Here is a 19,942-nt window from a genome sequence, read left to right on the forward strand (position 1 = left end):
CGTCGTCGGACGCGCCCGCTACAGCCAGGACAGCGACGCGGCCCGTTCCAGCACGTTCCGTACGGCCGCGTCGTCGCCCGTGGTGCCGCGCGGGACCTCCTCCGGTGCGTACCGGCCGCCCACCAGGAGGCAGAAGTCGACCGGATCCAGGGTGAGTTCGGCCCCCACGGGCTCGTCCTCGGAGCCCAGCACCCACTGTTCGCCGCCCGTCACCGCGAACAGCACCGGGGGTGCGGTGGGTCCGAGGGCGAGGCCGAGGATGCGGACGGCCAGCCGTACCAGCTGCCCCAGATGGTCGGCGGGCGGGGGCGGTACGGCGAGGCCCAGGGCGCGTCCGATGTCGTCGGTGTGGATCCATGTCTCGAAGGCCCGCACCAGGAAGTGCTCGGCGACGGGCAGCCGGATGCCCATCAACGTCGTCGCCCGCGCCGCCAGTTCGGGGTCGTGGGCCTCCGGCGCGGCGAGCAGCGCGGCGGCCTGCGCGGACCAGTCGGCGACCGTCTCGGCGGGCGTACGGCCGTGCTCGTGCGCGATGACCTCGGCGGTGCGGCGGTTCCAGGCGCCCGCCCAGTCCGCCTCGCCCTCGACGGGCGTGCCGGGGACGCGCGGTGCGATGCCCAGTCGCCCGGCGAGGGGCTCGTCGGCGGCGAGGAGGTGGGCGATGGTCGCGTGCAGGTCCCAGTCGTGCACGACCGGGGTCGACCAGCGGCCCTCCGCCTCGGGCAGCAGCGCCTTCAGTCCGGCGACCGCGGCGGCGTAGGGAACGGCGTGTTCCGCCACCCGGGGCAGGGCGGGGCGGGCGCGCAGGGCGGCGGACAGCACACCGGAGAGGTCCTGCGCGGACTCGGCGTACAGGTCGGCGGTGGGCGCGGCGTCCGGCTGCCCGTCCGCGCCGTTGCCCGCGGGCCCGTCCAGGAGCCGTACCGTCTCCCGCAGCCGTGCCGCCTCGGCCGCGCAGCTCGCGCACTCGGCCAGGTGGTCGGCGACCGGCTGCCGCTCCTCTGGCGGGAGGGTGCCGAAGGCCCAGGCCGCGAGCAGGTCGCGGACCCTCTCGTGGTCGTCGTCGGTCACCCTGCGCCTCCTCTCGCCGGCAAGCAGTCTGCCGCCATCATGCGCCCCTTGCGAGCGCCGGGTCCGGCGGGTCGGTCAAAGATTCGTCAGCCGGACAGGACGTCCAGCAGACGGTCGACGTCGGCGGGGGTGTTGTAGAGGTGGAACGCGGCGCGCAGATGTCCGGCGCGGTCGGAGACCTCGACTCCGGCGGCGCTCAACTCCGGCTGCCGCTGGCCGAGTCCGGGCACGGAGACGATGGGTGAGCCCGGTGCGGGGACGGGTTCGTGGCCGAGGGCGGCGAGGCCGCTGCGGAAGCGGTCGGCGAGGGCGAGGTCGTGCGCGCGGATGGCGTCCACGCCGAGTTCTTCGAGGAGTTCGAGGGAGCGGCGGGCGCCGGCGTAGGAGAAGAGAGCGGGGCTCTCGTCGAACCGCCGTGCGGAGTGGGCGAGTTCGTCGATGGGGCCGTAGCAGGCGTCCCAGGGGCGTTCGCCGGCCACCCAGCCGGCGAACAGCGGGGTGAGTCCGCCGAGGTCCTCCGGGACGACCAGGAAGGCCACGCCGCGCGGGCTCACGAGCCATTTGAAGGCGACGCAGGCGCAGTAGTCGTACGCGTCGGCGTCGAGGTCCAGCCAGCCGGCGGCCTGGGAGGCGTCGACGTAGGTGCGGGCGCCGTGCTCGCGTGCCGCCTGCCGGATCGCGGGCAGATCGGCGATCCGTCCGTCGGCGGACTGGGCCGCGCTCACGGCGACCAGGGCGGTGCCGGGGCGGACGGACTCGGCGACGCGCTCCAGCGGGACGGCGCGGACCTTGAGATCGGGGCGGACGTGGAAGGGGTTCACCACGGAACTGAAGTCGCCCTCCGCGGTGAGGACCTCGGCGCCCTCGGGGAGGGAGGCGGCGATCAGTCCGCTGTAGACGGCGACCGAGGCGCCGGCCGCGACGCGGTTCGCCGGTACGCGGGCGAGCCGTGCGAAGGAGGCGCGGCTCGCCTCCACGTCCCCGAACATGTCGGTCGGCTCGCCCGCGGCCGACGCCGCCACGGCGGTGCGCAGGGCGGCGACGGTGCGGGCGGGTACCAGACCGGTGCTCGCGGTGTTCAGGTAGGTGTTCTTCGGCGCGAACTCGGCTCGGACGAGGCTCTCGAAGGTCTCCATGGGTCCACTGTGGGCCTGGGAGGAGTCCCGGTCCATTGCCGAATCGTGCGTGGGTTCGCGAAGGAACGCTTATGGATCGCGGCTGACCTGGTGGTTCAGCCCGGTGGTTCAGTGCTGGGGCACCGCGCATCCGTCGGGGCCGCAGGCGTCCGCGTCGCCCTGGTCGATCAGCTGGAGCGGTGAGCGCTCGCCCCAGGCCTGGGTCAGCGCCTGGGCGAAGACCTCGGCGGGCTGGGCGCCGGATACGCCGTACTTGCGGTCGAGGACGAAGAAGGGGACGCCGTTCGCGCCGAGCTGGGCGGCCTCGCGTTCGTCGGCGCGGACGTCGTCGGCGTAGGCGGTGGGGTCGGCGAGGACCTTGCGGGCGCCGTCGGCGTCCAGGCCGGCCTCGACGGCGAGCTCGACGAGCCGCTCCTCGCCCTCGGCGAACAGGGAGCGCTCCTCGGCGAAGTTCGCCTTGTAGAGGATCTGGATCAGCTCGTCCTGCCTGCCCTGGTCCTTGGCGAAGTGGAGCAGGCGGTGCATGTCGAAGGTGCTGCCGTGGTCGCGGCCGCGGGTGCGGTACGACAGGCCCTCGGCGGCGGCCTGGGCGCCGAGGTTGTCCTCGCCGGCCTCGGCCTGCGCCTCGCTCATGCCGTACTTCTTGGTGAGCATGGAGATCACGGTCTGCACGTCGCCCTTGGCGCGGCCCGGGTCCAGCTCGAAGGAGCGGTGCACCACCTCGACCTGGTCACGGTGCGGGAAGGCCTCGAGCGCCTTCTCGAAACGGGCCTTGCCGACATAGCACCAGGGGCACGCTATGTCCGACCAGATCTCGACCTTCATGTTCTCTCCAACAGCTGGGTGTACGCGGAGGCCGCCTCCGCCTGATCCCTGAACATTCAAGCAGCGGGGATCATTCCCGGGGCGATTTGCGCTCCCCGACCACGTACCGCAGGAACAAATGATGATCGCCCTCGACCGGCGGGTTCTCGGGGTCGGGCACCCAGCCCTGGCGGGCGTAGAAGGCCTGGGCGCGATGGTTGTCGACGTGCACGTCGAGGATGGCCGTCCGTCTGCCGTCGGCGCACCACTGTTCGACACAGGCGGTGTGCAGGGCCGTGCCGATGCCGCGCCGCCAGGCATCGGGGCCGACGTGGAACTGGTACAGCTTGACCGTTTCCTCCGGAGCGTCCTGCGGAGTCCGGAAGGACGCGACGGCCATGACGCGGCCCTTCTCGACGAGGCACAGCACCTGCCCGTCCGACCGCTCGATGGCACCCCGCCAGGCGGCGAGCCAGTCCGTGCCGTCTTCGGGGACCCCGCCCGGGTAGTACGTCGCCCGGGCCCGCGCGTGCAGCGACGTGACGGCTGCGGCCTCGGCGGGCAGCGCCGTGCGGATCATCCGGCCGTCCACGACTCTGTTACTGATCATGCGGCGGAGGACGTGCTCCCGGCCGCCATGGTTCCCACACGGCTGAACCGGGCCCGGTATGCCGTTGGGGTCAGGCCTGTGCGGCGGTGTATGTGGGTGCGGAGGGAGTCGGCGGTGCCGAGGCCGCAGGCTCGGGCGACGCGGTCCATCGGGAGGGTGGTGGTCTCCAGGAGTTCCTTGGCCCGCTCGACGCGCTGGTGCAGGAGCCACTGGAGGGGACTCACGCCGCTGTCGGCGTGGAAGCGCCGGGGGGTGTGCGGGCACGACACGCCCGCGGCCCTGGTGGCCGTGCTTCTCGTGCCGCTGGCGTTGGGCTGCGCGTTGACGGTTCCGCCGCTGACCGCCGCCATGATGGACGCCGTGCCCGCCGAGCGGGCGGGGCTCGCGGCCGGGGTGCTGAACTCGGCGCGTCAGGTGGCGGGCGGGCTCGGGATCGCGGTGTTCGGGGCGCTGGTGGCCGGCGACTTCACGGGCGGGATGCGGATGAGCCTGGTGATCGGCGCGTGCCTGCTCCTGCTGACCTTCGGACTCAGCTTCCGTCTCGCAGGTCCCGCGGCCAGTTCGGCCTGAACTCGAGGTGGTCGTACGTCACCACGCACCCCTCCCCCATCGGCGACTGGGTCATGAAGCCGACCAGGGCCGCGTCCGTCTCCTTCTCGCCGCCCAGGGTGAACAGGCGGACGAAGGTCCAGCGCTTGCCGTCGCGGGAGGCGTGGAAGGCGAAGGCGCGTCCGGTGCGGCTCACCCGGAGCCACACCGAACTGCCCTCGACGCTGAAGGAGTTGGCGTCGTCGGAGTGGCCCCGGGTGACCACCGTGCAGACGGTGGGCACGTCCGGGGAGTACTCCAGGCACAGCTTGGCCCAGGCCCGCTCGCCGACATGGACGTAGAGCACTCCCGCGTCGAACGCCCCGGCGAAGCCGACGGTGACCCGGGCTATCAGCTGGAAGTCCCCCTCCGGCCAGCCGAGCAGCCGGGGCGCGTCGGAGGCCGGCTCCAGCGCCTCCCCGGTGGGCGGGACGAACCGGTCCTGCCGGGGCCCGGCCCATCCGGTGAGCACTCCGTCCTCGTACGACCAGTTGCCCTCGGGACCGTACGTGCGCAGGGCGAAGGGGAGTTCGGGAAGTTCGACGTCCATCCGGCGATTGTGTCAGGTGAGGCCGGTCACCGTTCGAGGCGGCCGTCGTAGCGGCGCGGGAGACCGAGCGGGTTGTCGTCCCGCAGCTCGGGCGGCAGCAGCGCCTCGGGCGCGCCCTGGTACACGACCGGCCGCATCCAGCGCTCGATCGCCGTACCGCCGACCGACGTCGACGTCGAGGTGGTCGCCGGGTACGGGCCGCCGTGGTGCTGGGCCGGGGCGACGGCGACGCCCGTCGGCCAGCCGTTGACCAGCACGCGCCCGGCGAGCGGGGTCAGCTCGGCCAGCAGCTCCGCGCCACGGCCCTCCCCGGCCGCCTCCTCGCTCGAGAGGTGGACCGTCGCCGTGAGGTTGCCCGGCAGCCGGGACAGCACGGACCGGACCTCGGCCTCGTCCTCGTAGCGGGCCACGACCGTCACGGGGCCGAAGCACTCCTCCAGGAGCAGGTCGTAGGCGCCCTCCTCGGCCAGCTTGTCCGCCGACACCGTCAGGAAGCCGGCGCTCACCGTGTGCTCGCCGCCCGCGCCCGGGGTCACGGGCGACTCGACGTCGGGCAGCTCCGCCCGCTCGGCCACGCCGGCGATGAAGTTGTCCCGCATCCGGTGGTCGAGCAGCACGCCCGCGTCGGTGTCGCTGACCGCGTCCGTGAGCGACTTCAGCAGCCGGTCCCCGGCCGCGCCGTTCGGCGCCAGCACGAGGCCCGGCTTCACGCAGAACTGGCCGACACCGAGCGTCATGGAGCCGGCGAGTCCGGTGCCGATCGCCTCGGCCCGCTCGGCCGCCGCCGCCTCGGTGACGACGACGGGGTTGAGGGAGCCCAGCTCACCGTGGAAGGGGATCGGGTTGGGACGGGCCGCCGCCGCGTCGAAGAGGGCACGGCCGCCTCGTACGGAACCGGTGAAGCCGGCCGCGGCGACCAGCGGGTGCTTGACCAGCTCGACGCCCGCCTCGAAGCCGTGGACCAGGCCGACGACGCCCTCGGGGATGCCGTGCGCGGCGGCGGCCCGGCGCAGCACCTTGGCGACGTACTCGGACAGGGCCGGGTGGTCGGGGTGCGCCTTGACGACGACCGGGCAGCCCGCGCCCAGCGCGCTCGCGGTGTCGCCGCCGGCGACGGAGAAGGCGAAGGGGAAGTTGGAGGCCGAGTAGACGGCGACGACACCCAGGGGCACCTTGTAGCGGCGCAGGTCCGGGATGGGCGGCGTCGCGGTGTCGTCGGGGTGGTTGATGATCACGTCGAGGAAGGCGCCCTCGTCGACGATGTCCGCGAAGGCCCGCAGCTGGAAGCAGGTACGGGCGAGTTCGCCGGTGAGCCGGACCGGGCCGAGCGCGGTCTCCGCGTCGGCGGTCTCCACGAGCCCGTCCTTGGCCGCCTCGAGCTGCTCAGCGGCGGTGCGCAGGAACGCCGAGCGTACGGCGCGGTCGGCGAGGGAGGCGCGTGCCGCGTGGGCGGCGCGGACGGTGGCGTCGACCTCCTGTGCTGTGGCCTCCACCGCAACCTGTTCACGCTGCTTCCCGGTTCGGGGGTCGACACTCCAGACTGGTGCTGCTGCCACCGCGGGTCCCTCCAGGTATATCCGGGTCATTCACCAGGGTCGTTCGATATGCTGAACGCTGTCTCTGATGATGAATATGCTGTTGGAGACTATATCTTCGGTTTCTCGTCCAACGAAGGGGTCAAGGGCGATGTCGGCAGCCGAGACAGGCGGCGGTGCGCAGGTCAAGTCCGCGGTGCGGACCGTGGAACTGCTCGAATACTTCGCCGGTCGCCCCGGCATGCACTCCCTCGCGTCGGTCCAGGAGGCCGTCGGGTATCCCAAGTCCAGCCTCTACATGCTGCTGCGCACGCTGGTGGAGCTGGGCTGGGTGGAGACGGACGCGACGGGCACGCGGTACGGGATCGGGGTGCGGGCGCTGCTGGTCGGCACGTCGTACATCGACGGCGACGAGGTCGTCGCGGCGGCGCGGCCGACGCTGGACCGGCTCTCGGACGACACCACGGAGACCATCCACCTCGCGCGCCTGGACGGCACCAACGTCGTCTACCTCGCCACCCGCCAGTCCCAGCACTACCTGCGCCCCTTCACGCGCGTGGGCCGCCGCCTCCCGGCGCACTCGACCTCCCTCGGCAAGGCGCTGCTGAGCACCTACACCGACGAGCAGGTCCGCAAGATGCTCCCGGAGACGCTGCCGGCGCTCACCGAGAACACCATCACCGACCGGGAGAAGCTCATCGAGGAGCTGCACCAGGTGCGGGAGCAGGGCTTCGCCGTCGACCGCGAGGAGAACACGCTGGGGCTGCGCTGCTTCGGCGTGGCGATCCCCTACCGCACCCCGGCCCGCGACGCGATCAGCTGCTCGGTACCGGTGGCCCGTCTCACCCCCGCCCACGAACAGATGGTCAAGGACGCCCTGTTCGACGCCCGCGACCGCCTGACCCTGGCGACCAGGAGGCTGTGACTCCCCGGGCAGGCCCTAAGCTCGGGGCCCATGGATGTCGTACTGCGGGAAGTGCACGACAGTGATCTGCCGGTTTTCTTCCGGCAGATGAACGATCCCGAGGCCCTGTGGACGGCCGCGTTCACGCCGAAGGATCCCGCCGACCGGGAGGCGTTCGACGCCCACTGGAAACGGGTGCGGGCCTCCGCGGACGTGTTGCGGACCATCCTGGTCGACGGTGACGTGGTGGGCAGCGCGGCGGTGTACGGGGAGCCGGGCGAGCGTGAGGTCACCTACTGGGTGGACCGGGCGTACTGGGGCCGCGGGGTGGCCACGGCGGCGCTGAGCGGGCTGCTGGCCGAGGTGCCGGAGCGGCCGCTGTACGCGCGCGCGGCGGCGGACAACACCGGCTCGCGGCGCGTGCTGGAGAAGTGCGGCTTCCGGCTGACGGCGACGGCGACGGGCTTCGCGAACGCGCGGGGCGAGGAGATCGACGAGGTCGTGATGACGCTGCGCGGCTGACCGCGCTTCCTGAGCGTCCGATGAGAATCCGGGGCGGAGGGAACGTCCTCCCCGCCCCGCTCGTCTTCTTGATCGGCATGATGAACAAGACGATCAGGCGGACCTCCGTCTTCGTACTGCTCCTGGTGTGCGCCCTGCTGATCAGGGCGACCTGGGTGCAGTTCTACGACGGCAAGGCCCTCGCGGACGACAAGGACAACCGGCGCAACGCGATCGAGACGTACGCGGAGCCGCTCGGGAACATCATCGTGGCCGGCAACTCGATCACCGGCTCCGCGCGCACGACAGGCGGCGACCTCGCGTACAAGCGCACGTACAAGAACGGCCCGCTGTACGCGGCGGTGACCGGCTACGCCTCGCAGGCCTACGCGCCGACCCAGCTGGAGGGCATCTACCAGGACCTCCTCAACGGCACGGACAGCCGGCTGAAGACCGTGATGGACACGGTCACCGGCCGGCGGGCCGCGCCCGGCACCGTGGTCACGACGATCGACCCGGACGTGCAGAAGGCGGCGTACGACGCGCTCGGCGACAAGAAGGGCGGGGCCGTCGCGATCGACCCGTCCACCGGCAGGATCCTCGCGGTCGTCTCGACGCCGTCGTACGACCCGACGTCGCTCACGGACGCCAACACCGCCGGGACCGCCTGGAAGAAGCTGAACGCGGACTCGGACAAGCCGCTCACCAACCGCGCGCTGCGCCAGCCGCTGCCGCCGGGCTCGACGTTCAAGCTGGTCATGGCGGCGGCCGCGCTGGAGGACGGCCTGTACTCGTCGGTGGACGTGCGCACCGACAGCCCGGACCCGTACCGGCTGCCGAACACCACCAAGGACCTGTCCAACGAGAACCCGGCCGCGCCCTGCGAGAACGCCTCCATCCGCACCGCGCTGGAGTACTCCTGCAACAACGTCTTCGCGAAGATGGCCGTCGACCTGGGCCAGGACAAGGTGCGGGCGATGGCGGAGAAGTTCGGCTTCAACGACACGAAGCAGGACGTACCGGTGCGGGCATACACCAGCGTCTACCCGTCCGACATGGACAAGTCGTCCACGGGCCTGACGGGCATCGGCCAGTACGACGTCACCGCGACCCCGCTCCAGATGGCCATGGTGTCCGCCGCCATAGCCGACGGCGGCAAGCTGGTCTCGCCGCACATGGTCTCGCAGATCACCGACAGCGGCGGCGACGTCCTGAAGAACTACGACGACGCGGGGACGAAGCAGATCGTCAGCTCCTCCACCGCCGCCCAACTCCAGTCCGCCATGCAGACGGTGGTGAACAAGGGCACGGGTACGAACGCGCGGATACCGGGCGTGACGGTGGGCGGCAAGACCGGCACCGCCCAGCACGGCGAGAACAACAGCCAGACCCCGTACGCCTGGTTCACCTCCTACGCCAAGGCGGGCGGCAAACAGGTCGCCGTGGCAGTGGTGGTCGAACAGTCCGACGCTGCCCGCTCGGAGGTGAGCGGCAACGGCCTGGCGGCCCCCGTGGCAAAGGCGATGATGAAAGCAGCCCTTAACCAATAGCCGCCCGCAACTGGGGCGCCCCACAGGGGCGCGGGGCTGTGCCGATATGCGGCTCCGCCGCGCGGGCGCGACCAGCCCCCACAAACCCGCACCGGCCGCGCAGCGCCCGTCACTTCACACCCAGCACCTGCTCCACAGGGTCAATGGCGAAGTACACGACGAACAGCGCCGTAACGCCCCACAGCAACCAGTGCACGTCCTTCGCCTTCCCCAGCACCGCCTTGATCAGCACATACGCGATGAACCCCGCCCCGATGCCGTCCGTGATCGAGTAGGTGAACGGCATCGCGGCGATGGTCAGAAACGCCGGGATGGCGATCTCGTACCGGTCCCAGTCGATGTGCTTGACGTGGGTCATCATCAGGAATCCCACGGCGATCAGCGCCGGCGCCGCCGCCTGCAGCGGCACGATCGTCAGCAGCGGCGTGAGGAAGAGCGCGAGCCCGAACAGCCCGCCCGTGATCAGGTTCGCGAACCCGGTCCGCGCCCCCTCGCCCACACCGGCCGCCGACTCGATGTACGCGGTGTTGGAGGAGGCCGATCCGAGGCCGCCGGCGACCGCCGCCGCGCCGTCGATGAACAGCACGCGACCGATCCCCGGCACCTGCCCCTGCTCGTCCAGCAGCCCGGCCTCCGCACTGATGCCCACAATCGTGCCCATGGCGTCGAAGAAGTCGGACAGGATCAGCGTGAACACCAGCAGGACGGCCGTGAGGACGCCCGCCTTCGCGAACCCGCCGAACAGGCTGAAGTGGCCGATGAGTCCGAAGTCGGGCGTGGAGACGATCTTGTCGGGCACGTGCGGAGTGGTCAGACCCCAGCTCTTGATGTCGGCCACCGCGTCGATGACGATCGCGACGATCGTCATGGTCACGATGCTGATCAGGATCGCGCCCTTCACCTTGCGCGCGAGCAGGGCGATGGTGAGCAGCACGCCGAGGCAGAACACCAGCACCGGCCACCCCGTCAGCCGGCCGACCGCGCCCAGCTGCACCGGCACGGTGGTCTGCGCCGCGTCGGGGATGCGGCTGACGAACCCCGCGTCGACGAACCCGATGAACGCGATGAACAGCCCGATGCCGACCCCGATGGCCTGTTTGAGCTGGTGCGGGATGGCGTCCATGATCGCCTTGCGCAGCCCGGTGACGACGAGCACGCAGATCAGGATGCCCTCGAGGACGACGAGGCCCATCGCGTCGGACCAGCTCATCAGCGGGGCGAGCTGGAAGGCGACGACGGCGTTGAGGCCGAGGCCGGCGGCGATGGCGAGCGGGAGGTTGCCGCCGACGCCCATGATGATCGTCATCACGCAGGCCACCAGCGCGGTGGCGGTGACCAGTTGGCCGGTGTCGAGCTGGTGGCCGAACTTGTCCTTCGCACTGCCCAGGATGATGGGGTTCAGGACAAGGATGTAGGCCATCGTGAAGAACGTGGCGAAGCCGCCGCGTATCTCCCGGCCGAAGGTGGATCCCCGCTCGGAGATCCGGAAGAACCGGTCGACACCGTTCGCCCCTGGCGGCGCGGCACTTGGCCGGTCGGCCGCCTTCTTCGTGTCGGACATGGCGGGTGCTCCTCGTCGGCTGATTGATCGTGTGCGGATGCTGGCTGGATTGTTCCCGCGTTGAACCTCTTTCAGGTTCCTTTCGTGTTACGGAATCGACCGCCCCGTCACACCGCGTTCGAAGCCCCGTACGAAACCAGGACAACGATCACTGCTACGCTTCCGGATCTCGCCCGGGCCCGCCCCGGAAGATCACATGTCATTCACATGACACACACAGGAAGGGTGCCCGTGGGCACTGTCGTCGACGACGCGGCCTCCATGGAGTTCCATGCCTTCTTCGAGCGGCACTACGCCGAACTGTCCCGGCTCGCCCATCTGTTGACCGGCGAGGCGGACGCGGCCGACGACCTGGCCGCGGACGCGCTGCTCGCCCTGTGGCACCGCTGGGACCGCGTGCGCGCGGCCGATCACCCGGTCGCCTACGCCCGTGGCGTCGTCGCCAACCTGGCCCGCACCAGGATCCGCAGCGCCGTGCGCGAGCGCCGGCGGATCTCGCTGTTCTGGTCGCAGCGCGAGGAGAAGACCGAGAACCCGGACATCGCGGGCGTGGTCGATGTGCAGGAGGCCCTGCGCAGGCTGCCGTTCCGCAAGCGGGCCTGTGTGGTGCTGCGGCACGCCTTCGACCTGTCGGAGAAGGACACCGCGCTCGCCCTGGGTGTTTCCGTCGGTACGGTTAAGTCCCAGACGTCCAAGGGGATGGCCGAGCTGCAGAAGATCCTCGGTTCCCGGGGCGCCCCACAGAAGGTGCACGCGGCGATGGCGCGCGGCGGCGAGACCGGAGGAACGGACCGATGAGGCAGCAGGACGTGCACGACGAGCTGCGCGCCCGGCTGCACGAGGCGGCCGAGGCGCACGAGCCGGACCGGGCCCGCATCCTGGCCCGCGTCGAGCGGGGCATGACCCGCCAGGACCGCCGCGACCACCGGGCGACCCGTCCCCCGGTGTGGGGCTGGGCCAGGGTCGTGGGTGCCACGGCGGCGGTGGCCGGCATGCTCGCGGTCGGCGGGTACGCGGTGGCGTCGGCGGTGAAGGACGACCCGCCCACCCGGCAGCAGACGGTCGAGACCTCGCCGACGCCCACGCCGTCACCGGACGCGACCAGCCGGGCGCCGCTGCCGCCGGTGGACCCGGCCCCGAGCCGGGCGACCGAGTCGACGCACCGGCCGAGCGGCACCCCGTCCACCGCGCCGCCCTCGGCCTCCGTCTCCGTCCTGCCGTCCGCCGGCGGGGAGAGCGACGGCCCGCTGTGGTCGGACGGTTCGGTCGACCCACACAGCAACGACTTCTGGGCGCAGAGCAACGTCACGCTCAAGACCCAGAAGGAACTCACCGCCCTGACCGTGCAGTTGAAGGTCGAGGAGACCGGCGGGGTGAGCTCGGCCGGGGCCTGGCGCTCGCTGCCGGAGCAGGACTTCACCTTCACGGTCGGCGAGCAGGACGGGTTCCTGGTCTACACCTGGGTGCTCAAGGAGGGCCGTACGGTCCCCAAGGGCGAGTGGGTGTTCGCCGGGCAGTACAACCACCAGCGCGGCGGCCGGGACGCCCGGGACGACTCGTACACGATCAACGCGACGGCGGACGGCGATCGGCGGGCGGTGGGCGGCGACTTCGCGGCGCACAGCTCCGGCGAGGGCGACTCGTAAAAAAGTCCGCGCCAGGCGGCAACCCTTTTCCTCCGCTGCGGCGACCAGGAAGCGCACGGCTCCCTCCACCCAGCTGAGTTTCACGTACGACGGGATCTCGACCCTTGAGCGCGCACAAGAAGCACCTCACCCGCAGACGGGTACTCGGGGCCTCCGCGATCGGCGCGGCCGCCACCGGCGCCGCCGTCGCGGGCGGCACCGGCCTCCTCACGACCGCGTCCGCCGCCGGCTTCGGCTACCGCGACGACGGCGGGAACTACGTCGTCGACACCGGAGCCTCCCTGGTCTTCAAGGTCTCCAAGTCGACCGGGGACCTCACCTCCCTCGTCTACAAGGGCAAGGAGTACGAGGGCTACGGCGGCAAGCACTCGCACGTCGAGTCGGGCCTCGGCGCCTCCACGGTCACCGTCCGGCAGTCCGGCGGGACCGTCCTGATCAAGGTCGTGCACGGGCCGATCACCCAGTGGTACGCGGCCCGCAGCGGCCAGAACAACGTCTATCTGTGGACGAACAAGGCGGACGCCTCCTTCACCGCGACCCGCTACATCGTCCGCGTCAGGCCCGGCATCTTCCCCAACAGCGGCTCGGACGCCTGGGACTCGACGAAGGACAAGATCATCGAGGCCGGTGACGTCTGGCGGGCCCCGGACGGCACCACCCACTCCAAGCACTACTCGGGCAAGCGGACCATCGACTACGACTACGTCGGCTTCACAACCGGCTCGGTCGGTCTGTGGCTGGTTCGGTCCAACCACGAGAAGGCGTCGGGCGGCCCGTTCTACCGCTCCCTGCTGCGCCACTCCAACGAGGGCGGCGCCGGGCTCTACGAGATCCTGCACTACAACGAGGCCCAGACCGAGGCGGAACGTTTCGGCCTCCAGGGTCCGTACGTCATCGCCTTCACCGACGGCGGCGCGCCCTCCTCCGGTCTCTTCCACGCCGACCTCGACACCACCTGGGCCGACGGCCTCGGCATCACCGGCTGGGTGGGCAGGGCGGGTCGCGGCAAGGTGGCGGGCGTCGGGCTCAAGGGCATGGACGCCACGTACGCCTACACCGTGGGGTTCGCCAACGAGGACGCCCAGTACTGGGCGAGGGCGGCGGCCGGCACCGGCGCCTTCTCCTGCAAGGGGATGCTTCCGGGGACGTACACGCTCACCGTCTACAAGAACGAACTCGCCGTCCACACCGAGTCGGTGAAGGTCACCGCGGGCGCCACGACCTCCCTGCACACCCTCACCCTCACCGGCGACCCCTCGAAGGCGGCCACCGTCTGGCGGCTCGGCGACTGGGACGGCACGCCCGGCGAGTTCAAGAACGCCAAGCTGATGACGTACGCGCATCCGTCCGACGCCCGGGCCGCCAAGTGGACCGGGAACGTCACGATCGGCAGCGGCGGCGAGGCGGCGTCCTTCCCGGCGTACATCTGGAAGGACGTCAACGGCGGCGTCCTGGTCTACTTCAAGTTGACCAGTGCCCAGGCGGCCGCCGCGCACACGCTGCGGATCGGGGTGACGGACGCGTTCTCGGGCGGGCGGCCCCGGGTCACCGTCAACGACTGGGTCTCGGCCATTCCCACAGCGCCCTCACAGCCCTCGACGCGCTCTCTCACCACGGGTTCGTACCGGGGAAACAACCACACCTTCACTTTCAGCGTCCCTTCCAGTGCGTGGAAGTCGGACGTACGTCAGTTCAACGTACTGAAGCTCGACGTGGTGAGCGGTTCGGGCGGCACAGGGTTTCTGAGCGCCGGGACCTCGTTCGACTGCATGGACCTGCTGGCCTGAGCCCCCCTCGGCCGGCAGCCGCCGACTGAGCCCCCCTCGTCGGCGAAGGGACGCCCCGCCGGCGACGACCGGCGGGGCGTCCGTGTCTCCACAGGCCGGTCAGTTCATGCTCGCGCCGATGGCCGTGGACCCCGTGGTGAGGAAGGTGGTCGCGGGCAGGGAGCCGTCGGCCTTGCGCGCGCCGTACGCGCTCGTCGCGTCCGTCGACCTGAAGGCCGGCGTGCTGACGCCGCTGTCCCAGTTGTTCGCGGCGGAGACGGTGTGGGAGCTCAGCTTGTCCAGACCGCCCCGGTCGCTCACCGCCAGGTTGCGTGCGAGCCTGGCCCGGCCCGTGGCGAAGAAGAACCCCGCCTCCCCGTTGGCGTAGGCGGTGTTGCGGTTCAGCGCGATGGCACCGGTGTTGGAGTTCTCGGTGAACCCGTTCAGCGTGTTGTCCCAGGCCGCGTCGTTGTTGACGACGTGCGCCACCGCCACGCCCCCGCCGCCGAGCTTGAACCCGTTGCCGTTGCCCTGGAACGCCGGGTCGTCCCACCGGTTCTTTCCGTTGCCGAAGGCCCAGCTGTGCTCGACGGTGACCGGCGAGGAGAACTGCCACAGGTCGAGCCCGTCGTCCGAGTTGTCGTAGAGGCGGGCGCCGGTGACCCTGTTGCCGGTGCCGGAGCCGAACTTGACGGCGATCCCGTCCGCGTTCTGCCCGTGTCCGGCCGCGTCGTAGTTGCCGTGACTGTCCAGGTTCTGCACGAGGTTGTCCACCGTGTCGTCGCCGCGCAGGGTGAAGCCCGAGTCGCCGTTGTCCGCGGTGACGAGGTTCTTGAAGACTCCGCCGGTGGAGGAGGTGACGACGAAGCCCTGCGCCGGGGAGTTCTGGAAGGTGAGGTTCTGGACGGTCCAGTAGCTGCCGTAGATCCCGGCCAGCCAGGAGCCGGCGGGCAGCTTGGAGCCGTCGATCCGCACCTTCTCGGTGCCATAGGCACGCAGGGTGATCCGGTTCGAACTGGTGCCGCTCGCTGTCGACTTGAGAGTGGCCGTCGGGTAGTACGTCCCTCCGCGCACCTGGATGACGGTGCCGGCGGCCGCGTTCCTCACGGCCGACTCCAGCTGCGCGGTCGTCGACACGGTGACGGTCGTCGTCGCGGCCTGGGCGCCGCCGTTCGACAGGCCCAGGTACACGCCGCCCGCCCCGGCGGAGAGCGCCACCGCCGCGGCGATGGAGAGCGTGCGCGTCCTGCGGTGGCGTCCGGTGCTCAGTCGCACGGGGCGTTCCTTTCCTCGGGAGAAGCTACGCGCTCCAGTCGCCGCCATGGCCGAAAGAGGTTGCCGTGGAGCAGGAAATCCCTTGAAACTCTCATGGAGCCACACCGCACCCAACAGAAACAATCACATTCCGACAGGATTGCCTGTGAACCACCCCAAGTACGCCGGCTACCTCTTCGTCTACTTCACCGGCGAGGACACCGCCGACGGCGAACAGATCCGCTACGCCCTCAGCCGCGGCGACGACCCGCTGCACTGGCGGGAGCTGAACCAGGGCAGGCCCGTTCTGACCTCCGACATCGGAGAGAAGGGACTGCGCGATCCGTTCGTCATCCGCTCCCCCGAGGGCGACAGGTTCTATCTGATCGCGACCGACCTGCGCATGTACGGCGACAGCGGCGGGAGCTGGGACGAGGTCCAGCGGCACGGCAGCACGTCGGTCATGGTCTGGGAGTCCACCGACCTGGTCCACTGGACCGACCGGCGCCTGGTCCGGGTCGCCCCGGACAACGCGGGCAACGTCTGGGCCCCGGAGGCCTGTTGGGACGAATCCCGCGGCGAGTACGTCGTCTTCTGGGCGTCGAAGCTGTACGCCGACGACGATCCGGCCCACACGGCCGACACCCACAACCGCATGATGTACGCGACCACGAAGGACTTCCACACCTTCGGCACGCCCCGGATCTGGTCCGACCCGGGCCACTCGGTGATCGACTCGACGGTGATCCGGCACGGGGACGCCTACTACCGCTTCACCAAGGACGAGCGCGACCCGTCCTCCGGCTCCCCCGGCTCGAAGTTCATCACCGCGGAGAAGTCGACAAGCCTGACCGCGACCAGGTACGACTTCCTCGGCGACCGCATCGGCGGCGGGTCGATCGAGCACGGTGAGGGGCCGACGGTCTTCCGGTCCAACACCGAGGAGAAGTGGTACCTGTTCATCGACGAGTACGGCGGACGCGGTTACGTCCCCTTCGAGACCACCGACCTCGACTCCGGCACCTGGACCATGTCCGCCGACCACCAGCTGCCCACAAGTCCCCGCCACGGCACGGTCCTTCCGGTGACGCGCGAGGAGTACGACCGGCTGCTGGCCGCCTACCCCGCCACTCCCGCGTCGGTGGTGGACGTGACGGCGGCGGGTCAGCGGGCGTACGCCGTCGTGACGGAGGCGTCCTCGAAGGTCGTGCTGCCGGTGCAGCCGGACGCCGATCTCTCCCGTCTCGCACCGGAGTTGGCGGTGGCCGAGGGCGCGACCCTGACCCCCGCATCCGGTACGGCCCGCGACTTCCGCACCCCGCGGACGTACACCGTGACCGCCGCTGGGGGTACCTCCCAGGCTTTTGGCACTGGGAGAGGCTCCACCCGCACCTGGACCGTCGAGGCCGTCCGCACCGGCGGCCCAGTCCTGCCCGGCCTGACCGCCGACCCCGACGCGCACCATCTGGACGGCCGGTACTGGATTTTCCCGACGACGGACGGCCACCCGGGCTGGGCCAGCACGAGTTTCCGGGCGTACTCCTCGCCGGACCTGGTCCACTGGGAGGACCACGGGGTCGTTCTCGACCTGGGGAGGGACGTCTCCTGGGCGGACTCGTACGCGTGGGCGCCCACGATCGCCGGGCGCGACGGCAGGTACTACTTCTACTTCTGCGCCGAGCAGCAGATCGGCGTCGCGGTGGCCGACTCGCCGGCCGGCCCGTTCACGGACGCGCTGGGCGAACCCCTGATCGCGAAAGGGCAGTTCGCCGGCCAGATGATCGACCCGGCCGTCTTCACGGACGACGACGGGACGTCGTACCTCTACTGGGGCAACATGCACGCGTACGTCGTGCCGCTGAACGACGACATGACCTCCTTCGACCCGTCCAAGGTCGAGGAGATCACCCCGCGCGACTTCCGCGAGGGCTCCTTCGTCGTCAAGCGCCAGGGCACGTACTACTTCATGTGGTCCGAGGACGACACCCGCAGCGAGGACTACCACGTGGCCTACGCGACGGGACCGTCCCCGCTCGGCCCGTGGACCGAGCGGGGGACGATCCTGTCCAAGCGCCCCGAGTACGGCATCCTCGGCACCGGCCACCACTCCGTGGTGAAGGCGCCCGGCGCCGACGAGTGGTACGTCGTCTACCACCGGTTCGCCCTGAACGGCCCCGGCAGGCCCGGCGGGGACGGCATGCACCGGGAGACGGCGATCGATCGGCTGTGGTTCGCCCCGGACGGTACCCTTCAGCCGGTCGTGCCCACCCTGGAGGGCCTCAGCTGACGAAGTACGTCGGGTTCGGCAGCTTGTACGTGCGGTCGGCGTAGCCGCCGTCGAGGTCGGAGTACTGGTCGCCGAAGTTGGCGACGATCTCGTACCCGAGGTCGTCCTCGATGTGCTTGCGCGTGCCGGACTTGTACTGCACGGTCGTGCAGGTCCAGGTGCCGGGGGTGGCGCAGGAGCTCAGGTAGGACGGCGGGTTGGCCGCGTTCTTGAGGAACATGTGGTCGGCGTCGAGGTTCACGTCGGCGCCGATCTTCTTCAGGTTCTCCACGGCGGCGGTGCGCTGCGCCTCGCTCAGGCCCGAGTTGTAGAAGACCTCGACGCCCTTCTTCTCCGCGTACCGGACGAGTTCCGCGCTGCCGAAGACACCCGGGCGGTCGGCCTTGTTGACGTACGCAGCCCAGGTGGCCGAGTTGTACGTGTAGTTGTAGCGCTTCTCGTAGTCGAGGCTGAGCAGCAGCGTGTCGTCGATGTCGAAGACGACGGCGGGCTTCTCGCCCCGGTGGTGCGCCTTGCGGGCCGCCCGGTCGATGTACGTGCGGGCCGCGGCGTCGATGCGCGCCAGGTCCTTGGCGTACGGGCTGGCCGGGGACGCCTGGTACACGCCGTTGGCGTCCGCCGTGGTGCCGTAGTAGCTGTCGATGTCCTTCACCAGGAGCCCGATGTTGTAGGGCTCGTGGGTGGAGTTCGCGGTGGACTGACCGGCCGTGGCCGCGCCGGCGCCGTAGAGGGCGGCACCGGCGAGCGCACAGGTGGCGGCGACGGCCACGAAACGCAGTGTCTTATGCATGACAGGTTTCTACGCGCGTCACCGACCTTCCGTCAACGTTCGGTTCTTCGTGGCGGTCGAGTTGCTGACGACGACGGTCGCGGCCTGCGCCTGGCCGGGGAGCACGGCGAGTCCGGTGCCGAGCGCAAGAGCGACGGTGTGGGTGAGAGCGGTACGACGAGATATGGAGTGCGGTCCTTTCGTCGTTCTGGGGGACGGGGGCGGCGCCTCAGGGACGCCAGTCGCCGAGGTAGGCCGCCGGGGTGTGCGACCGGGCTTCGGAGTCGGTGAGCTGAGGCCGGTTCGCGGGGACGGAGATCACGGCGCCCGGACCGGTGTTCCGGTACTCGGCGAACCGCTGGTTCTGCCAGGGATAGGTGTCCGACATGTTGGTGTAGGGGGCCGTCGCGTCGATGCCGGGGCCGAGCCAGGTCTCGCGGACGGTGAGCATCGGACGGGCGGTGGTGTCGGAGCCCGGCACCCAGGGACGGGCCAGCTTGTAGAAGCCGTCCGGGGCCTCACTGCTCACCCGGCTCCGGGTCACCAGGTAGCCGCGCGGGTTGGCGACCGCCGTGGAGGGCGCGAAGACGAAGCCGTAGGGAGCTGCGGCGAGGTCGGTGCGGTTCAGGGTGCGGAAGTGGCAGTGCTCGAACACCGCGGTCGCCCGCCCGAAGACGAAGTCGACGTCTCCCTCGACGTAGCAGTGCGCGAAGTACTGGCGGGCGAAGGTGCCGAGCGCGATCGAGTCGGCGTACAGGGTGTCCTGGTGGCCGAGGAAGCGGCAGTCGGTGAACGAACTCCGGTCGCCCTGCGCCTTGATGGCGACCGCCTGGGTGCCGGTGATGTCCGGGTGGTCGGCGCGCAGCCAGTCGTTGGCGAAGGTGATCCAGCGGGCGGTGAACCCGTCGGCCTGTACGGTCGTCGTCGCCGAACCGGAGGTGCCGTAGGTGCCGCCGCCGGGCTTGGGGGTGCCGTTGGCGTTGTCGTGGACGATCACGACGTCACGGGGGTCCTCGGACGCGCCGATCCAGGTGGCCTCGGTGCGGGTGGTGTCGAGGAGGACCGTCTCCCGGTAGGTGCCGGGGGCGAGGACCAGGGTCCGGCCGCTGCCGCTCGCGGCGGTCACGGCGGCCTGGACGGAGGTGAAGTCGCCCCGGCCGTGCGGGTCGACGTACAGGGTCCCCGGGGTGAGACGGCGGCCCGGCGAACCGTACCGGCCGAAAGGGCGCGCTCGTTCGGCGGCTCGCGCGGGGGCGGCGGCGAGGCCGAGCGTGGCGGTGACCCCGGCACCGGCGGCGAGGAATCCCCTTCTGGACAGGGGTGGTTGGGGCGAGGGCATGCGGGTGCTCCTTCGCTGTGCGGCTCTGGGGAGGGGTGGCCGGGGCGCCCCGAGGCGCCCCGGCCCGGTGC

Annotated in this window: 16 protein-coding genes and 3 pseudogenes; 8 read left to right on the top strand and 11 right to left on the bottom strand. The window is 70.8% G+C overall.

Annotation, left to right across the window (positions count from 1 at the left end):
- Positions 1-18: 18 nt before the first annotated feature.
- From MKW14_RS14820 to MKW14_RS14840, 5 genes and pseudogenes are all read right to left on the bottom strand, one after another.
- Positions 19-1,071 (bottom strand): maleylpyruvate isomerase family mycothiol-dependent enzyme, encoded by a 1,053-nt coding sequence (locus MKW14_RS14820; protein WP_240863009.1) that lies wholly within the window; start codon positions 1,069-1,071, stop codon positions 19-21.
- Between the two features lie 86 nt (positions 1,072-1,157).
- Complete coding sequence (locus MKW14_RS14825) at positions 1,158-2,207, bottom strand: aminotransferase class V-fold PLP-dependent enzyme (RefSeq protein ID WP_240863010.1); 1,050 nt, start codon at positions 2,205-2,207, stop codon at positions 1,158-1,160.
- A 108-nt stretch (positions 2,208-2,315) separates the two neighbouring features.
- Positions 2,316-3,032, bottom strand: a complete 717-nt coding sequence (locus tag MKW14_RS14830; protein ID WP_240863011.1) for a DsbA family oxidoreductase — start codon at positions 3,030-3,032, stop codon at positions 2,316-2,318.
- Between the two features lie 70 nt (positions 3,033-3,102).
- Entirely contained in the window at positions 3,103-3,621 is a 519-nt protein-coding gene (locus MKW14_RS14835; protein ID WP_240863012.1) for a GNAT family N-acetyltransferase, read from the bottom strand.
- A pseudogene (locus MKW14_RS14840) lies at positions 3,618-3,902 on the bottom strand (helix-turn-helix domain-containing protein); the annotation flags it as partial. The gene MKW14_RS14835 and the pseudogene MKW14_RS14840, both read right to left, overlap by 4 nt.
- On the opposite strand from MKW14_RS14840, the pseudogene MKW14_RS14845 reads away from it, so the two are divergent.
- Positions 3,889-4,191: pseudogene (locus MKW14_RS14845) on the top strand (MFS transporter); the annotation flags it as partial. The pseudogenes MKW14_RS14840 and MKW14_RS14845 sit on opposite strands and share 14 nt — an antisense overlap.
- On the opposite strand, the gene MKW14_RS14850 reads toward MKW14_RS14845, so the two are convergent.
- Together MKW14_RS14850 and MKW14_RS14855 are read right to left on the bottom strand one after the other, a co-directional pair.
- The gene (locus MKW14_RS14850) at positions 4,151-4,759 is read right to left on the bottom strand and encodes a DUF1349 domain-containing protein (RefSeq protein WP_240863013.1); all 609 of its coding nucleotides are present in this window, start codon (positions 4,757-4,759) and stop codon (positions 4,151-4,153) included. The pseudogene MKW14_RS14845 and the gene MKW14_RS14850 sit on opposite strands and share 41 nt — an antisense overlap.
- 26 nt (positions 4,760-4,785) lie before the next feature.
- Positions 4,786-6,315 (bottom strand): aldehyde dehydrogenase (NADP(+)), encoded by a 1,530-nt coding sequence (locus MKW14_RS14855; RefSeq protein WP_240863014.1) that lies wholly within the window; start codon positions 6,313-6,315, stop codon positions 4,786-4,788.
- A gap of 130 nt (positions 6,316-6,445) precedes the next feature.
- Between MKW14_RS14855 and MKW14_RS14860 the strand changes: the two genes are divergently transcribed.
- From MKW14_RS14860 to MKW14_RS14870, 3 genes are all read left to right on the top strand, one after another.
- Positions 6,446-7,219 carry an IclR family transcriptional regulator gene (locus tag MKW14_RS14860; protein ID WP_240863015.1) on the top strand — a complete coding sequence of 258 codons (774 nt, stop codon included), beginning with the start codon at positions 6,446-6,448 and terminating at the stop codon, positions 7,217-7,219.
- Between the two features lie 30 nt (positions 7,220-7,249).
- The gene (locus tag MKW14_RS14865; protein WP_240863016.1) at positions 7,250-7,720 is read left to right on the top strand and encodes a GNAT family N-acetyltransferase; all 471 of its coding nucleotides are present in this window, start codon (positions 7,250-7,252) and stop codon (positions 7,718-7,720) included.
- An 80-nt stretch (positions 7,721-7,800) separates the two neighbouring features.
- The gene (locus MKW14_RS14870; RefSeq protein WP_240863186.1) at positions 7,801-9,249 is read left to right on the top strand and encodes a peptidoglycan D,D-transpeptidase FtsI family protein; all 1,449 of its coding nucleotides are present in this window, start codon (positions 7,801-7,803) and stop codon (positions 9,247-9,249) included.
- A 109-nt stretch (positions 9,250-9,358) separates the two neighbouring features.
- Here the strand turns inward: MKW14_RS14870 and MKW14_RS14875 are convergent, their stop codons facing one another.
- The gene (locus MKW14_RS14875) at positions 9,359-10,810 is read right to left on the bottom strand and encodes an NCS2 family permease (RefSeq protein WP_240863017.1); all 1,452 of its coding nucleotides are present in this window, start codon (positions 10,808-10,810) and stop codon (positions 9,359-9,361) included.
- 231 nt (positions 10,811-11,041) lie between these two features.
- On the opposite strand from MKW14_RS14875, the gene MKW14_RS14880 reads away from it, so the two are divergent.
- From MKW14_RS14880 to MKW14_RS14890, 3 genes are all read left to right on the top strand, one after another.
- Positions 11,042-11,608 carry a SigE family RNA polymerase sigma factor gene (locus MKW14_RS14880; protein ID WP_240863018.1) on the top strand — a complete coding sequence of 189 codons (567 nt, stop codon included), beginning with the start codon at positions 11,042-11,044 and terminating at the stop codon, positions 11,606-11,608.
- Positions 11,605-12,456 carry a RodZ family helix-turn-helix domain-containing protein gene (locus MKW14_RS14885; RefSeq protein WP_240863019.1) on the top strand — a complete coding sequence of 284 codons (852 nt, stop codon included), beginning with the start codon at positions 11,605-11,607 and terminating at the stop codon, positions 12,454-12,456. The genes MKW14_RS14880 and MKW14_RS14885 overlap by 4 nt, the downstream gene beginning before the upstream one ends.
- A gap of 104 nt (positions 12,457-12,560) precedes the next feature.
- On the top strand, positions 12,561-14,243 hold the full coding sequence (locus tag MKW14_RS14890) for a rhamnogalacturonan lyase B N-terminal domain-containing protein (RefSeq protein ID WP_240863020.1): 1,683 nt from the start codon (positions 12,561-12,563) through the stop codon (positions 14,241-14,243).
- Between the two features lie 99 nt (positions 14,244-14,342).
- Here the strand turns inward: MKW14_RS14890 and MKW14_RS14895 are convergent, their stop codons facing one another.
- Positions 14,343-15,497, bottom strand: coding sequence for a right-handed parallel beta-helix repeat-containing protein (locus tag MKW14_RS14895; RefSeq protein ID WP_240863021.1), 1,155 nt, complete (start codon positions 15,495-15,497; stop codon positions 14,343-14,345).
- Between the two features lie 142 nt (positions 15,498-15,639).
- Between MKW14_RS14895 and MKW14_RS14900 the strand changes: the two are divergent.
- Positions 15,640-17,763, top strand: a pseudogene (locus MKW14_RS14900) (glycoside hydrolase family 43 protein); the annotation flags it as partial.
- On the opposite strand, the gene MKW14_RS14905 reads toward MKW14_RS14900, so the two are convergent.
- On the bottom strand, positions 17,756-18,553 hold the full coding sequence (locus tag MKW14_RS14905; RefSeq protein ID WP_240863023.1) for an HAD family acid phosphatase: 798 nt from the start codon (positions 18,551-18,553) through the stop codon (positions 17,756-17,758). The pseudogene MKW14_RS14900 and the gene MKW14_RS14905 sit on opposite strands and share 8 nt — an antisense overlap.
- A gap of 208 nt (positions 18,554-18,761) precedes the next feature.
- Positions 18,762-19,871, bottom strand: a complete 1,110-nt coding sequence (locus MKW14_RS14915; RefSeq protein ID WP_240863024.1) for a pectinesterase family protein — start codon at positions 19,869-19,871, stop codon at positions 18,762-18,764.
- Positions 19,872-19,942: the final 71 nt, after the last annotated feature.

Origin of the sequence: Streptomyces gilvus, assembly GCF_022513565.1 — a bacterium.
Taxonomy (GTDB): domain Bacteria; phylum Actinomycetota; class Actinomycetes; order Streptomycetales; family Streptomycetaceae; genus Streptomyces; species Streptomyces gilvus.